The sequence below is a fragment of the Capilliphycus salinus ALCB114379 genome (assembly GCF_047276495.1).
In the GTDB taxonomy this organism is placed as follows: Bacteria; Cyanobacteriota; Cyanobacteriia; order Cyanobacteriales; family Microcoleaceae; genus Capilliphycus; species Capilliphycus salinus.
Genome location: NZ_CP178543.1, coordinates 5,564,436 through 5,579,977, shown reverse-complemented (window position 1 = coordinate 5,579,977; position 15,542 = coordinate 5,564,436). Strand labels below are relative to the sequence as shown.

The window sequence follows — 15,542 nt, the reverse complement described above, 5'->3', positions numbered from 1 at the left end:
GACAACCATCTTCAGACTTCAATTCCATAACCGTCGCCACCAGGGTTCCTCCTCAACGGGGGGTAAATTGGCTTGACGGCGAATGTCGTTAATATTCCAATTGGTTAAACGGGCTAAATTTTCGATTTCTTGTTGTTGTCGCTCTTGAACAGATTCTTTATAAGCTTCAGCGATATCACAAGTGATTTCGCCTTTGTAGGGATGATTAATCACATAACGCCCTTGAAATAACTGTCGGTTTCCGGTTTCTTGAAACTGCAAATCTTCGGGGAAAGTTTCGCGAGTATAGCGCACGTGAACCCGACTAATAAATACATTTGTCGGTTGTCCGGGGTTCAGCCAAAATACGCCCGCTTGTTTCAATTCTTCGGGGGTTAATGGGTCAGCCGCACAGGGATCGCAGCCTTGCATATCCCAAGCATATTCTAAAAAAGCAACCCTTTTTTGTTCCCGTTCGTAGGCGGTTTTAAACATCGCTTGGTAAAATTCAGCAAATTTATTTTGAATAAACTCGGGAATATCAACATTAGAGGGAATTTTCACCGTGCGATAATTGGTAATTTCGGTTTGACCTTGGGGAGAAAGCAAATAAACAATTAAATCTTGTTCTCCCGTTGCGTTCATCATTCCCAAGCGAATCGGTAACATAAATTTGGGCGATTCATAGGCCATCATCAACGGACGCAAGGATTGAAAACCCCCTTTATCGAATTCGGTTAAATTGACTTTGGCAACAAAAAACTTTAAATTTTGGCGAATATAAGGTTGTAAAAGTTGACTCGCGCCCGAGGGAATTTTGTAGCCATTTTGAACCAGCCAAGTTTCTAATCCATCGGATTCTTTTGCACTCAAAATAATAATATCATATTCTCCGACGGTAAAGCGAGATTCAACCGTTACGCCCAAGGTTTTATCGCTTCTGGCGATTGCTTCGGGCGCCGATTGTAGAAAGACATCTCCGCCTCCTCTGGTTCCTCCTCCGGGATAAAACATACAAGGATTATCATCAAAATATTCAACCAATCGAGGCGCACTAAACGCATCAATTCGTTCGATGATTTTCGGTTCGGCGACCCGCACTTGCTCCTCAGTTAAAACAACAGGAACCGGAACAACTAAGGCAAAATCTTCGACCTCTCCTTTGTAGTCATTCGCCATTGTTAAAACGGTGCGATTTCCGTCTCTAGCGATAATGACTTGTGAAGCTTGGTTGTATAAACGGGCGTCTGCTTTGGCAACATAAAATCCACAAAATGCCCAAGCCGAGGGAGAAAATAAAGCAAAAACGGCTACAATTAACAGAAATAAAGTTAAAATTTGGGGAATCTTTTTCATAATCAAAAAGTCAAAAGGAAGATTGAGAACTTGAGGTTAGATAGAAACCCGAGTTGAGCGAGAATTTAGCCAAATAAACCGAGGGGCTGACCAAATTTTATCGAAAACAAGGGTTAGGGGAGAGAGGAGAAATAACGCCCAAAAGAGGGCAGTTGATACAAAGAATAGATGCTGTAAAATAAAGGTGAAAACGGCAATAGTGATCGCCCAAACGATCCGGCTGGTAGAAGCGTTAGGAATGGAGCGAGGATCGGTTAACATAAAGAGGGCAAATAAGAGCAAACTCCCGCTCATTAATTGATGGGTGTAGACATCAAAACTCCATCCTAAATACAGATAACGAAGGGCTTCTAGTCCGGCGTAGGAGGCTAAAAAGGTGGCGGAAGTTTCCCAACGTCCGACTTTTTTTAAGATGAGTCCACCCAGTCCTAAGAATAATAGAAAATACCAGCTTTCGGTTCCCCATTGTCCCGGTGAAACCCAAGCATCGGAGGTGAGGGTTAAAGCGGCGATAATTCCAAAGTTAGCGGGGTTGAAGAAATGTTTCCCCCGATGATGAAAAATGAACTTACTGGCGATCGCAAAAACGCCGGCGAGTACCATTGTTGTAACGCTATTAGATCGCAGTAATAAGCACAATCCCAAAGCGGTAATTAAAGCGCTTTTCCATGAAGATAAACTGGGTTGATTAAAATCCCCAATTGAAATCGATTGAGAATTTAATTGTTGTAACCCAATCATCAAGCCCTGGGTTAACAAACAAGTACAAATAACCGCTATGATTAACTCGGGTTTAACCGTCCAGTCTCGGGTAAAGACACCCAAACTGAGAAACAGGGAAAGAAATAAAATTTGAGCATTACGAGCATCTTTAAACATTGTCGATCCGGCGGTGTGCTGTCTAGTAATCTTTGACTGTTGTCAGGCTTTTAATTGTTCCTGAACTTTTCAGAATTTGGTGAATTACATCAATAATAAATCGATCAAGTTATCGAGACGATTTTGATATTTTTCGGTTTGTTCCTGACCCAATTTAACAATACCCCGCAAATTTACTTCGGTCGTATTATCAATGGGAAATAGCTGTTGATTTTTCAAAATCGGACTGATCCGCAAATATTGATCGTGCTTTTCTATGGCATCAAAAATTTGCTTCATCTGATAATCTACGGTTTCTGATACTCCCGTCATAATAATATCAAACAACGGAATTAACCATTCAATTTGACCCCAATTTCTAGCTCTATTGTAGGGATAGTTTCGTTTAACATCGCCAGTTCCTAAGGAAAGAATGACCATTTCTTTGGCAGTGGGGCCACTTTCATAACGTTCATCTAAATTAAAGTAGCGATTGAACACATGACGGGCTTCTGCATAGGCACAAAGAGCGGGATTATTCGCAAAAACTCCCCCATCTACGAAACTATAAACTTCATTTTTGAGGGATTTGATTTGAGCAACTTCAAAGAAAGTTGGCGCCGCAGTTGTGGATCGAATCACTTCTCGAACCAAGAAATCACATTGAGAATTAACTACAGCATCATGTTGGGTAAAGAAATGAGTTTGGCGGCGCTCAATGTCATAAGCCGTAATCAAACAGGGTTTTAAAAGTTGGCTCAATCTTAAATCCCCAAAGAAAGTTTTCAGGAGTCTTTCCAAACTGTGGTGAGAATACTTTTCATTTAAAAATCCTCCAAAATTCAGCAAAGAGTGTAAAAAAGTTTTGGCAAAAATTTGGTCGGACTTTTCATAATAAAACTGAAAAACTTCTTCGGCTGAGAACAAGGGTTTCTCGGGGGTGTTGGGGTCGGGACATAAGTACAAACTGGTTAAAATTCCCCCGGCACTCGTCCCGGCAATCAAATCAAAATATTCGGCAAGTCTCGCCCGAGGATTTCCGGTTTTTTCCTGTAACTTTTGTTCGACATAAATTAAAATTTTAGCCGGAATTAACCCCCGAACTCCGCCACCATCTAGAGATAAAATTCGAGTAAATCTCGCCATAGAGTTTCAGCCTCCACTGGGATAAAAGAACAAAAAATTAGCAACTCCACCGCCGAGCCAAATCATCACGAACGTCAAAAAAATCATTCCAAAATAGATAAGGTTTTTGCTGTTGATCCAGGTATTGAGCCAGGCGATCGCGAGCAAAAACAAGCGGCGCACTCAAAGCCATATTTAAGTCAGTTACCGAATCACCAATGGCAATTTTTTCATCACTTTCATACAAGTTCATCACGTTAACTTTTGCCACTAATTCGGTGCCGCCTTCAAACTCAGAATGTACCCGCCAATACTCGCCCTGAGTATCAATATCAACCGCATAAATCGCCGCGACACGATTAACTAAATCTCCTAATACGGTTTCAACCATAATCCGAATTCCCCCGGAAACCACAACAAAAGGAACCCCTTGAGTATCGAGAAAATCAATCAATTCGACCAATCCGGGGCGGATTTGCTTGGGCTGAGAAAATTCAATCACCTCCTGATATCGTGCTGAAGGAATCGACTCTAACATCTGTCGCACCCCTTGACGCAGGGTTAACTCCCGATTGTACAATTTTGGCATAATTTCCGCCGACATTTGCGGGGTAAACTGTTTAAGCATCGCTACAAACGTTTCTTCTGCGGTAATTGTGCCGTCAAAATCACAGAAAATAATAGGTTTCATAGTGGTTTGATCTATACTGCTATTGAACCGATCGCATTCAGTCGAGTGTTTACGCGAAAAATTCCTCCTGTAATTGCTTCTATTTTGCTGTTTCTCGTTTTATCATGGTTGGGTTACGAATTCTTCAAAAAATTTTTGAGGGATAACACCCACCATCGCATTAGTCTGGGCGAAAAAATTTTGAGTCCACAAACTAACCCGAGTAAACAAACGGGAGTTCAAGCGTTTTCTCAAGGTGACTTCGCCGCAGCAATTGTCCACTTTCAAACCTCTCTCCAGAGTCAACCGAACGATCCCGAAACACGAATTTATTGGAATAATGCGAAAGCCGCCACAAAAACCCCTCTAAAAATTGCGGTGAGTGTTCCCATCGGGGGAAATCTCAATGTCGCCCAAGAAATGTTACGGGGCGTCGCTCAAGCCCAAGAAAAAGTTAACACAAAAGGGGGGATTAATGGGGCTTTTTTACAAGTGGCGATCGCCAACGATAATAATAATCCAAAATGGGCCGAAAAAATCGCCCAAACTTTTGTTAAAGATGGGAGTATTTTAGCTGTTGTTGGACATAATAGCAGCGATGCGTCTTTGGCGGCGAGTTCGGTGTATCAAGCCCAAGAATTGGTGATGATTTCGCCCACCAGTGATGCCAAAGAATTATCGACTGTGGGTCATTTTATTTTTCGTACTATTCCCGGTTTGTGGTTTCAAACGGACTTGTTAAGACGCTATGCGTTAAAAGTTGCCAATCTGCAAAAAATTGTGATTTGTATTGACTCGAAAGCGGCTTATAGTTTATCTTTGAAACAAGAATTTACCCTCGCTTTTTCTAGCACGGGTGGGAGAATTTTAGCGGTTGATTGTGATTTTTCCGATCCCAATTTTAATCCGGAAATTATTCTCTCGGAATCGGTGAAAATGGGGGCGCAAGCGTTGTTATTAATTCCTTCCGTAGATCGCTTAAGTTTGGCGATGGATCTGGCGAGGGCGAATCGGGGAAAATTGGCTTTATTAGGAAGTTCTACTCTTTATACTTTTCAGACTTTAGAACAGGGAAAAGAAGCGGTTGAGGGGATGGTTTTGGCGGTGGCTTGGCATCCTAATTATAATATAAAAAGTGAGTTTGTCAATCAAGCTTTAGAACTTTGGGGGGGACAAGTTAATTGGCGAACTGCGATGGCTTATGATGCGACGTTAGCGATCGCAGAAGGCTTAAAAGAGTCTACCACAAGAACGGGATTACAAGCGGTTTTATCGAGTTGGGGATTTTCTGTAGAAGGCGCTTCTGGAGAGGTGCAGTTTTTACCGTCAGGTGATCGCAATGGGAGTGCTATTTTAATTCAAATTCAACCGGTTAATTCTTCAACATCGGGAACAGGTTATGATTTTGTTCCGATTAATATTGAGATTTTGAATAAAAAAAATTAACTTTTATTTTCTTGTAAATGCCGTTTTTTTATAGGCTTGGTAAACTATATTTTTAACCGTAATTATATCACAAATTTTCTGATTTGCTGAACCCCAAACAGAAGGGTGCAAGCCTTGCACCCCTACAGTTTACTAACGGTTTGTGATGTCTCCGTTTTCATTTACCAATCCTCTCATTTATAATCCCCATCATTCCCGTTTTTTCAAAGGGATTAACCGCAGCTTTTTTAGTTGAGTAAGTTCCCTCTCAATTGTAAAATCAAGTTCCAGAAAATAATTCCATTTTTGCTAACTTATTTTTGGTATTTCTTGCTATGTCTATGAAGGGACGAAGAACAGGAAAACCGTCAAATTTGTTCGGGGTAATATCGCTGCGGGAACTTCGTTGTCCTCCTAAACTCGGAGAAGCAACCCAAGTTTGAACAGTTGAATTTTTTTCTCGAAAGGTGGAAAATGCCCCATCTACGTGCATTGGTCCGCCTTCACGATGTCCCCCCGGTCGTTGTAATAGCGTTTCTAAAAACTGAATTAAAGACTCAAAAATGTGTCCGTTTACAGCATAAAAATGAGCCGTTACAACTGGAGTAACATGAGGAAGTAATTGCACCTCATCACTTGAATTCAGATTTAATTGATGACCGAAATAAATAAATCCCCAATTTTTTTGAGACAACTGATTAATGAACGTTTCCTGATGAGTGTTAAACTGGGGGGAAAGGGTCAGGTCATCTTCCATAACCAACAGATTTTTAACGCCCTCCTGTTTGGCTTTTTTGAGAGTAGATAAATGACTTAAAAAACAGCCTTTTGCACCAATACTCGGAAATTCTCCAGCATCATCTGGACGAATTGCGGGGAAAATTTCGACTTGATTAGGAGTTAGGGGAATCTCGGCTTTTTCTAATTCTTGAGTAATCAACTGACGTCGATCTGTTCTTTCGGGTAGATTGATGACATAAGCCCGTTCAAAATAGTCTATAAGTTTCATAAGTCAGACCCTGTATCAACAGAAAATAGCTGACCGGGTAACAACCGGCAGCCATTCTTTGGGTCTATCTTAACGAGAAAAGCGGGTCTTTAACCTCACCCAGAAGGACAATAAATTAAGCTAATTTCCTATCCATACGCAGAGTTATTCTATCACTTTAGACTGAAATTGATGTCAAATCTCTAAACAGTCTCCCCCCTCAAAACCAACAAAATTTTTACCAATCATCCCGTCTGTAATCGCGATCCTGCCAATCATTTTCAAAGGGATTAACAGCCCGTTTTTGGATGTTAACGGGGGGTTTAAATTCCGGTTGAGGTTCTTCGTCATAATCTTCTTCTTCCTCATCTTCAGATTGATTCAAATTCAAGGGTTCGATCACTCTCGCAATGGCATCTTGAATAAAACTTTTCACAAATTCTTCCTTTCGAGTGAGTTTAAACTGTCGTTGTACCACTTCCGCCATTCCCCCATCACCCCAGTCTTGATCTTGGCGGAAATACTCAATAAAACTTCTTCCCGCAATGCGCGTTAAATAAGCCGCAGTTACCGCTTGAATACCCTTTCCTATTACTATCGTTCCAAAATGAAATTGTAGGGCAGTTGCCACCAACTGAGTCGCCCCTTGAACTACTCCCAAACTCGCCAAGGTTTTCGCCAAAGATAACGCTAATTCCCGGCCCCTTTCTAAATTTAATTCGCAGCCATAAATCTTCCCAATTTCAACGACCATTTGAGCATTAACCGCAGCAGTTGCTAACAAATCAACTACGGGTAAAGGCGTTACCGCAATTACTCCGGCGCCTATCCATTGAAACCGTTCGACCACTTTATTCGCTTGGCGACGGCGTTGAGTATCCAACAAACTTCGCGCTTCTTCACCCAAACGTTGGGATTGAAGTAAAATATTATCAGCAATTAAATCTTCCCCTTCTTCGCGCAAAATCTTCGCCATCCGACGAATTAACGGCATGATATCCGGTTCGGGTTTAAACCGTTCTCCCGTATCCAAAATAACCCCTTGGGGATTGGCAGCAACAGCAACAATATCTTCCGGTGAAATAAACCTTTGTACCCGTCCTTCCAAACGAGAAAGAATAATATTTTGATCGTCTTCGGTATACAAATCAGTTTTATTAAAAATTAACAGCGATCGCTTACCAATTTCTGCTAAACTATAGAGAGGTTGATATTCCGATTGTCGCAAATCGTTATCGACCACAAACAACAATAAATCTGCTTCGGTTGCCAAACTTCGCGCCAATTTTCCCCGCTCAGAACCCGCCATTCCTGCTTCTAAAATTCCCGGCGTATCGGTAATCAAAATCTCCCGTTCTAACCCCTGCAATTGTAAGCGATAAGTTTCGCCAACTTCCGTCGTTCCCATCGGCGCATTTACCTTTCCCACCATCCGCCCCATCAACGCATTAACCACAGACGTTTTTCCCGCAGAACCCGTCCCAAAAATCACAACTTTAATATTACCCCGAGATAGAAATTCTTCGATTTCTTCAGAACGATTAATAATCGCTTGACGGGCGACTTCATCTTGAATGTGATGAACTTGTTGGCGAATACTTTTTAAAGATTCTTCTGCCGCTTCAGTTTTATCAACCGGAACCCGCAACTTTGAGGCGCGTTTTTTGCGAGATTTGCGATTTTTTTTGAATAATCCGGTATAATAAAAGAAGGCAAAAATTAACAGCCCCAACATCACAATAATCAACAGCAAAAGTAAATTTGCCAAGATGGGGTGAGCGGACCAGGCGATTTGACCGTACAATCCAGAAATGGAAGTCACCAGCCAAATCATCAACCCCAAAATCAGACAGAAGCCGAAAATTAGAAGCAAAAAGCGAGATACAGGCATAACAGAAGGCGCGAAAACCGCAGCAAGTTAACTCAAATTATTTCCTATGTTAGCGGGGTTTGAATCTAACTTGGGAAATAGATGAGGTATCGGGCCGAATCAATGGCAAAATAGTGAAGTTGTCTGCGAGTTTGGAGATTGCATCATGGCACGTTTGGCGCTGTTGAGTACATCCGATAAAACGGGATTGATTGAATTTGCCCAAATATTAGTTAAAGAGTTTGAATTTGATTTAATCAGTAGCGGGGGGACGGCGAAAGCGTTGCAAGAAGCCGGTTTACCAGTTACCAAAGTCTCGGATTATACGGGATTTCCCGAAATTTTGGGCGGACGGGTTAAAACCTTGCATCCCCGCATTCACGGGGGAATTTTAGCCCGTCGGGATATTCCCGAAGATTTACAACAGTTAGAAACCCACGAAATTCGACCCATTGATTTAGTTGTTGTCAATCTTTATCCCTTTGAACAAACCGTCGCCAAAGAAGGCGTAACCTTAGCAGAAGCGATTGAAAATATTGATATTGGCGGCCCGACTTTGTTGAGGGCATCGGCAAAAAATTACGCCCATTTAACGGTATTATGTAATCCCGAACAATATCCCCAATATTTAGAACAATTCCGTCAAAATCAAGGCGATATCTCTTTAGAATTCCGTCAAAATTGTGCGTTAAAAGCCTTTCGTCATACCGCCACTTACGACCAAGCAATTTCCGCCTATTTACAACAACAAGAAACCCCGAAAGATACACCTCTCCCCGCACTTTATAGCTTAAGCGGTACCGAATTACAAGCATTACGTTATGGAGAAAATCCCCACCAACCCGCAACCTGGTATCAAACGGGAACTGTTGCAACAGGTTGGGCTGGCGGAAAAATATTACAAGGAAAACCGTTAAGTTACAATAATTTAGTGGATTTAGAAGCCGCTAGGCGGATTATTTCTGAGTTTCCAGACGAACCCGCAGCAGCGGTTTTAAAACATACAAACCCCTGCGGCGTTGCGATGGGAAATAGTCTTTCTGAAGCATATAATAAAGCCTTTGCAGCCGATTCTGTTTCCGCTTTTGGGGGAATTGTGGCGTTAAATCGTGCTATTGATGCCGATACCGCCACCGCATTAACCACAACCTTTTTAGAATGTATTGTCGCCCCCGGTTGTACGCCCGAAGCCGAAGAAATTCTTCAGAAAAAATCCAAACTGAGAGTGTTAATTTTACCCGATTTAATGCAGGGGCCATCGGAAACCGTTAAAGTAATTGCGGGGGGATTTTTGGTGCAAACTTCCGACGATGCGGTGGAAAATCCCCAAGACTGGAAAGTGGTAACAGAAAAACAACCCACCCCCGAACAATTGGCAGAATTATTGTTAGCCTGGAAGGTGGTTAAACACGTTAAATCTAACGCCATTGTTGTTACCAAAAACCGGACAACTTTAGGGGTTGGTGCCGGACAAATGAACCGGGTTGGTTCTGTTAAAATTGCCTTAGAACAAGCCGGAGAAAACGCCAAAGGGGGATATTTAGCCAGCGATGGATTTTTCCCTTTTGATGACTCAGTGAGAACCGCAGCAGACGCCGGAATTACCGCTATTGTTCAACCGGGGGGAAGTATGAGGGATGAAGATTCTATTAAAGCCGCCAATGAGTTAGGGTTGGTCATGGTATTAACGGGAATGCGTCATTTCTTACACTAATTAAAAAGCAGGATGGGTTAGCGTGAGCATAACCCATCAAGTTGAAACCTCTTGTGATCTTGAAAATGTGCTATAGTCGGAATACATGATGTAGTACAACGATGAACCGACAAGACGTAATAGATGCTTATCAAGCGGGACAACGAACATTTAAGGATCTCGAAGATGTTGATCTTACAGGTGTTGATCTCAGCTATAGCAATATAACAGATCTAAAAAATGTGCTGTTAGAAGGAGCAAATCTCAGCCATAGCAATATAGCAAATCTGAATATTGTTTATTTAGAAGGAGCCGATCTTAGCTACAGCAAAATAACAAATCTGTATGATGTTTATTTACAAGGAGCCGATCTTAGCTACAGCAAAATAACAAATCTGTATAATGTTTATTTACAAGGTGCAAATCTCAGCCATGCCGAGTTTGAGAGGGGAGATTTTATAGATATTGAAGATGTTGATCTCACAGGTGTTGATCTCAGCTACAGCAGGATAATAAGTCTAGAAAATGTATTATTAGAAGGAGCAAATCTCAGCCATAGCGATATAGGATGTCTAGAAAATGTATTGTTAGAAGGAGCCGACCTCAGCTATAGCAAGATAAGAGACCTTAAAAATGTTTGTTTACAAGGAGCAAATCTTAGCCATGCGACGTTAGAGTTAAATTTTGAAGGGGTAGACTTTCAAAGAGCTAATCTCAGTCATGCCTATTTAAGCGGTGTTAATTTTTTTGATTGTGATTTACGTGAAGCAAACTTGAGCGATACAAGTTTGTGCTCAGTTATTTTTTGGATAAATTGCTGTTTTACAGGAGCTAATTTTAGTAACGCTCGTTTTGGTAGTGAGGTTCAGTGGGAAAAGCCAAATAGGAACGGTCAGCCCCTAGTTGATTTGCGCCAAGTTAATTTCACGAATGCCTATTTTTATGATGCGTATTTTGATGGATGTAATCTCAGTCACTCAACTTTTCGCAACGCTAATCTTCAAGGTGCATCATTTAGTAGTGATTCTTTTCCCTGTGACTTCACTGGAGTGAGTTTGGAGGGCGCTTTTCTCAATAGTAATTATTGTCAATACTTTTCTAAGAAGATAGTTGATCCTGCGGAGTTAGGAGCAATTATACTAAAACCCGGATTAGATCTTAGTGGTATTGATTTACAAAATCGTCAGCTTAATAACCTTAATTTCAGCAAAGTTAATTTAACGTATGCTAATCTAACGTATGCTAATCTAACGTATGCTAATCTAACGGGTGCTAATTTAACGGGTGCTGATTTAACGGATGCTAATCTAACGGATGCTAATCTAACGGATGCTAATCTAACGGGTGCTAATCTAACGGATGCTAATCTAACGTATGCTAATTTAACGGATGCTAATCTAATAGATGCTAATCTAACGGGTGCTGATTTAACAAGAACTAATTTAACGAGAGCTAATTTAAGAGAAGCTAATTAAAAAGTAGGATGGGTTAGCGTGAGCATAACCCATCAAGTTGAAACCTCTTGTGATCTTTAAAATGTGCTATAGTCGGAATACATAATGTAGTACGACTATGAACCGACAAGACGTAATAGATGCTTATCAAGCGGGACAACGAACATTTAAGGATCTCGAAGATATTGATCTTACAGGTGTTGATCTCAGCTATAGCAATATAACAGATCTAAAAAATGTGCTGTTAGAAGGAGCAAATCTCAGCCATAGCAAGATAGAAAATCTAGAAGATGTATTGTTAGAAGGAGCCGATCTTAGCTACAGCAAAATAACAAATCTGAATTATGTTTATTTACAAGATGCAAATCTTAGCTACAGCAAAATAACAAATCTGAATAATGTTTATTTACAAGGTGCAAATCTCAGCCATGCCAAGTTTGAGAGGGGAGATTTTATAGATATTGAAGATGTTGATCTCACAGGTGTTGATCTCAGCTACAGCAATATAGTCGGTCTAGAAAATGTATTATTAGAAGGAGCAAATCTCAGCCATAGCAGGATAGGAAGTCTAGAAAATGTATTATTAGAAGGAGCCGACCTCAGCTACAGCAAGATAAGTAACCTTGAAAATGTTTGTTTACAAGGAGCAAATCTTAGCCATGCGAGGTTAGAGTCCGAGATTAGAGATGTAGACTTTCAAAGAGCTAATCTCAGTCATGCCTATTTAGGAGATCATTCGGCTGCTAATTTTTATGATTGTGATTTACGTGAAGCAAACTTGAGTTATACAGATTTGTACCCAGTTATGTTTGAGAATTGCTGTTTTACAGGAGCTAATTTTAGTAATGCTCATTTTTCTGAGGTTTGGTGGGAAGGGCCAAATATGTTTGGTAAGCCTGTAATTGATTTGCGCCAAGTTAATTTCACGAATGCCTGTTTTGCTAAATCGCTTTTTGATGGATGTAATCTTAGTCACTCAACTTTTCGCAACGCTAATCTCCGAGGTGCAGCATTTACCCCTCCTTTTTATAGTGATTCTTTTCCCTGTGACTTCACTGGAGTGAGTTTGGAGGGCGCTTTTCTCGATAGTAATTCTTTTCAAGACTTTCCTAAGACAGTTAATCCTGCGGAGTTAGGAGCAATTATACTAAAACCCGGATTAGATCTTAGTGGTATTGATTTACAAAATCGTCGGCTTGATTCTCTTAATTTCAGCAAAGTTAATTTAACGGGTGCTAATCTAACAGATGCTAATCTAACAGATGCTAATCTAACGGATGCTAATCTAACGGGTGCTAATCTAACGGGTGCTTTAGGTCTTACAGAAAAGCATTTGAAAGAAGCAATTTTTGCAAATACAATCATGCCGAATGGTACTCTCCTGTAATTTTTTTTCTGGAGTTAACAGAAAAATTGAATGAATAAAAACAACGCTCGACCCAGAAAACAACAAGAGCGAATCTTCGTGTCTTTGTGGTGAATTTTCCCCTTATACCATTTCTTTCTAATCATGCAACTTTTGACGATCCCCCCGCCTGCGGCTTCCCTCACCCCCCTTTTTAAGGGGGGATCAAGGGGGGATTAAAGGGGGGTTAGGGGGGATTGATCAAGAGATTAATTAGATGCAGCTTCATAAAGAATTGGTATTACAATTTTAATTGAAAAGATTCGGGATAAATCATCTCCGCCAAACGACTCCCATCATCTTGATGTTTTAAACGAATTTGAATAAAATCATCCGGTTGATAGGGTAAACGTTCGGCCCATTCTATCGCCGTAATTCCGGGATTAACTTCGATTCCTTCCCAATACAATTCAATATTTAACCGTTCAACTTCCGAGGGTTCTAAACGATATAAATCCAGATGATAGAGGGGAACACGTCCAGAATGATATTCATTAATTAAAGTAAACGTGGGACTTTCAATATTTTCAGGAATTTCTAATCCGGCGCCCAAACCTTGAACCAGTGTGGTTTTTCCGGCACCCAAATCGCCTTCAAGTAAGAGAATGCAACCCGGAAAAAGTAACTCTCCCAAACGCTTACCCAAATGATAAGTCGCTTGAGAATCAGCGAGAGAAACCGTTAGCTTGGCAGACATTTATTAACCGTAATTTGTTGTCAATCTTCAGTTTAAGCGTGAGAATACCAACGTAACAACACTTGGGCTAACCGTTCGGAATTATGGCGAATATAACCCGTTATTTCATCCACTTCGATCACGTTTGTTAATACAATTCTTCGTCCCAACTGTTTCACCACATCCCGATCTAAAACTACCGGATAAGACCCCTCTTGAGCATATTTAATTAACGATTGCGCCAGGGGAACTTTACCCTGTACCAAAACCGCATCAAACAAACGACAACCGCAAGCATTATCAATCGCCAAAATATGATCCGCCACCGTATAACCGTCCGTTTCTCCCGGTTGCGTCATCGCATTACAAACATAAATCCGAGGAACATTTGCAGAAGCGATCGCCTGGGCTATTTCAGGCACCAATAAATTCGGAATAATACTCGTATATAAACTCCCCGGCCCAATAATAATTAAATCAGCTTCGACAATGGCTTGAATGGCTTTTGGTAACGCGGGAGGCTCGGAAGGAATACAGCCAATTTTAACAATTTTACCCTTAGCTTCCGTAATACTAGATTCCCCATAAATTCGCCGACCATCGGCCATTTTTGCCCACAAATGCACATCGCTCAACGTTGCGGGTAACACTTGACCTCGAATGGCTAAAACCTTAGAACTCGCCGCAATTGCCCGTTCTAAATCCCCGGTAATATCGCTCATTGCGGTTAAAAATAAATTCCCAAAACTGTGACCGCTTAAGCCATCTCCCGCCTTAAAACGGTATTGAAACAGTTCCGTTAAAAGCTGTTCTTCATCAGCCAAAGCCGCCAAACAGTTGCGAATATCTCCAGGCGGTAACACCCCAATTTCCCGGCGCAAACGCCCAGAAGACCCGCCATCATCAGCTACAGTAACAATTGCAGAAATATTGGCGCTGTATTGTTTTAAACCCCGCAACAGCGTTGATAAACCCGTTCCGCCCCCGACGGCGACAATTTTCGGGCCGCGATGCAGACGTCGATGGGCCAGCAACCGATCAACTAAATGATCGTCGCCTTCCGGCATCAACACCTGAGTAATAGAATTTAAAGTGCGAATTTGACCCCAGAAAATTAATAGCAAACCGACAATAATGGCGATTGGCCCCGACACCGAGTTCGGAACAACGGTGGTAATAAATCCTAAAATATCTTTGAGGAGTTGCAGCAGGTAGAAAATGGGAGTCATTCCCGTCCACACCGCCAACCCCAAACTGGTCAGCAGCATTCCTCCGGCGCTGATGAGTAACCAACGTTTGACCAACAGTCCGGGCGCCAACCATTTAAACCACTGTCGCACCAGACGGGGAGAATGACTACTCGACCAACCGAGAATATGCCGAGATTTTGCTAACTTGCGTAGGTTTTTTTTCAATGAACCATTTGACATGGATGACAACCTCAAAGGTATCAACAGGGTTTGAACAACGCATTTTATCAAGATTACGGAAGGGTTGAGTTGTTCAGTCGTCTCGCGTCCCCTCCCGTGCGTGATGTTAGCACCCCCGATGTTGAGTTTATCTTCTCATACGACATAAAGAAACACAGAACAGGTAAAAGGCAGTTTTACAGTCACCAGTCACCCTCCGGGTATCTCCTGCGGAGACGCTGCGCGAACAGCAGTTGCTCTCTTGCGAACTTCGCTCTCGACGGAAACCGCCAAGTCGCGAGTTCGCGCTCCGATACGGAAACCGCCAAGTCCGCACTGCAACACCTGTCACCCTCCGGGTTCAGCAGTCGCTCATGGGGGAAACCCCCAAGACCGCGCTGCAACACCTGTCACCAGTTGTTAGAGTTGTCAGCGATCAGTTTTTCCCCGACACCCGACGCCTGACGCCTGACAGGGGGGCGGGTTTATATCAATTGTTGCTGGGAATTGATAAATTTTTGCAGAACCCGCCCCTACACACCTGACGCCTGACAGGGGGGCGGGTTTATATCAATTGTTGCTGGGAATTGATAAATTTTTGCAGAACCCGCCCCTACACACCCGACGCCTGACG

The 15,542-nt window shown here is 41.9% G+C and carries 12 protein-coding genes; 4 read left to right on the top strand and 8 right to left on the bottom strand.

Annotated features, from left to right (window positions below):
• Positions 1-18 precede the first annotated feature (18 nt).
• The 4 genes from ACL6C3_RS22575 to ACL6C3_RS22560 form a co-directional block, all read right to left on the bottom strand.
• Complete coding sequence (locus tag ACL6C3_RS22575) at positions 19-1,335, bottom strand: DUF2330 domain-containing protein (protein WP_413161327.1); 1,317 nt, start codon at positions 1,333-1,335, stop codon at positions 19-21.
• Positions 1,336-1,371: 36 nt separating this feature from the next.
• Positions 1,372-2,214 carry an RnfABCDGE type electron transport complex subunit D gene (locus tag ACL6C3_RS22570; RefSeq protein WP_413161326.1) on the bottom strand — a complete coding sequence of 281 codons (843 nt, stop codon included), beginning with the start codon at positions 2,212-2,214 and terminating at the stop codon, positions 1,372-1,374.
• 84 nt (positions 2,215-2,298) lie between these two features.
• Complete coding sequence (locus tag ACL6C3_RS22565; protein ID WP_413161325.1) at positions 2,299-3,339, bottom strand: patatin-like phospholipase family protein; 1,041 nt, start codon at positions 3,337-3,339, stop codon at positions 2,299-2,301.
• 37 nt (positions 3,340-3,376) lie between these two features.
• The gene (locus ACL6C3_RS22560) at positions 3,377-4,009 is read right to left on the bottom strand and encodes an HAD-IB family phosphatase (protein ID WP_413161324.1); all 633 of its coding nucleotides are present in this window, start codon (positions 4,007-4,009) and stop codon (positions 3,377-3,379) included.
• Positions 4,010-4,015: 6 nt separating this feature from the next.
• On the opposite strand from ACL6C3_RS22560, the gene ACL6C3_RS22555 reads away from it, so the two are divergent.
• The gene (locus ACL6C3_RS22555; RefSeq protein ID WP_413161322.1) at positions 4,016-5,434 is read left to right on the top strand and encodes an ABC transporter substrate-binding protein; all 1,419 of its coding nucleotides are present in this window, start codon (positions 4,016-4,018) and stop codon (positions 5,432-5,434) included.
• A 259-nt stretch (positions 5,435-5,693) separates the two neighbouring features.
• Here the strand turns inward: ACL6C3_RS22555 and ACL6C3_RS22550 are convergent, their stop codons facing one another.
• Both ACL6C3_RS22550 and ACL6C3_RS22545 read right to left on the bottom strand, forming a co-directional pair.
• The gene (locus tag ACL6C3_RS22550) at positions 5,694-6,422 is read right to left on the bottom strand and encodes a glycosyltransferase family 25 protein (RefSeq protein WP_413161320.1); all 729 of its coding nucleotides are present in this window, start codon (positions 6,420-6,422) and stop codon (positions 5,694-5,696) included.
• A 217-nt stretch (positions 6,423-6,639) separates the two neighbouring features.
• Complete coding sequence (locus tag ACL6C3_RS22545; RefSeq protein ID WP_413161319.1) at positions 6,640-8,292, bottom strand: YcjF family protein; 1,653 nt, start codon at positions 8,290-8,292, stop codon at positions 6,640-6,642.
• Positions 8,293-8,437: 145 nt separating this feature from the next.
• Here ACL6C3_RS22545 and purH point away from each other — a divergent pair, with 145 nt between their 5' ends.
• From purH to ACL6C3_RS22530, 3 genes are all read left to right on the top strand, one after another.
• Positions 8,438-9,985: a bifunctional phosphoribosylaminoimidazolecarboxamide formyltransferase/IMP cyclohydrolase gene (purH, locus tag ACL6C3_RS22540; protein ID WP_413161318.1), complete on the top strand. Its 1,548-nt coding sequence runs from the start codon at positions 8,438-8,440 to the stop codon at positions 9,983-9,985.
• Between the two features lie 101 nt (positions 9,986-10,086).
• Entirely contained in the window at positions 10,087-11,439 is a 1,353-nt protein-coding gene (locus tag ACL6C3_RS22535) for a pentapeptide repeat-containing protein (protein ID WP_413161316.1), read from the top strand.
• Between the two features lie 97 nt (positions 11,440-11,536).
• Positions 11,537-12,805 (top strand): pentapeptide repeat-containing protein, encoded by a 1,269-nt coding sequence (locus tag ACL6C3_RS22530; RefSeq protein WP_413161315.1) that lies wholly within the window; start codon positions 11,537-11,539, stop codon positions 12,803-12,805.
• A 259-nt stretch (positions 12,806-13,064) separates the two neighbouring features.
• Here ACL6C3_RS22530 and tsaE read toward each other — a convergent pair whose 3' ends face one another.
• Both tsaE and ACL6C3_RS22520 read right to left on the bottom strand, forming a co-directional pair.
• Positions 13,065-13,520, bottom strand: a complete 456-nt coding sequence (gene tsaE, locus ACL6C3_RS22525) for a tRNA (adenosine(37)-N6)-threonylcarbamoyltransferase complex ATPase subunit type 1 TsaE (RefSeq protein WP_413161313.1) — start codon at positions 13,518-13,520, stop codon at positions 13,065-13,067.
• A gap of 32 nt (positions 13,521-13,552) precedes the next feature.
• Positions 13,553-14,929, bottom strand: a complete 1,377-nt coding sequence (locus ACL6C3_RS22520) for a gluconeogenesis factor YvcK family protein (protein WP_413161311.1) — start codon at positions 14,927-14,929, stop codon at positions 13,553-13,555.
• Positions 14,930-15,542 lie beyond the last annotated feature (613 nt).

Coding starts and splice junctions, on each gene's coding strand:
- ACL6C3_RS22535 (WP_413161316.1), top strand. CDS start 10,087: ATGAACCGACAAGACGTAATAGATGCTTATCAAGCGGGACAACGAACA.
- ACL6C3_RS22545 (WP_413161319.1), bottom strand. CDS start 8,292: ATGCCTGTATCTCGCTTTTTGCTTCTAATTTTCGGCTTCTGTCTGATT.
- ACL6C3_RS22530 (WP_413161315.1), top strand. CDS start 11,537: ATGAACCGACAAGACGTAATAGATGCTTATCAAGCGGGACAACGAACA.
- ACL6C3_RS22570 (WP_413161326.1), bottom strand. CDS start 2,214: ATGTTTAAAGATGCTCGTAATGCTCAAATTTTATTTCTTTCCCTGTTT.
- ACL6C3_RS22560 (WP_413161324.1), bottom strand. CDS start 4,009: ATGAAACCTATTATTTTCTGTGATTTTGACGGCACAATTACCGCAGAA.
- purH (WP_413161318.1), top strand. CDS start 8,438: ATGGCACGTTTGGCGCTGTTGAGTACATCCGATAAAACGGGATTGATT.
- ACL6C3_RS22575 (WP_413161327.1), bottom strand. CDS start 1,335: ATGAAAAAGATTCCCCAAATTTTAACTTTATTTCTGTTAATTGTAGCC.
- ACL6C3_RS22520 (WP_413161311.1), bottom strand. CDS start 14,929: ATGTCAAATGGTTCATTGAAAAAAAACCTACGCAAGTTAGCAAAATCT.
- ACL6C3_RS22550 (WP_413161320.1), bottom strand. CDS start 6,422: ATGAAACTTATAGACTATTTTGAACGGGCTTATGTCATCAATCTACCC.
- ACL6C3_RS22565 (WP_413161325.1), bottom strand. CDS start 3,339: ATGGCGAGATTTACTCGAATTTTATCTCTAGATGGTGGCGGAGTTCGG.
- tsaE (WP_413161313.1), bottom strand. CDS start 13,520: ATGTCTGCCAAGCTAACGGTTTCTCTCGCTGATTCTCAAGCGACTTAT.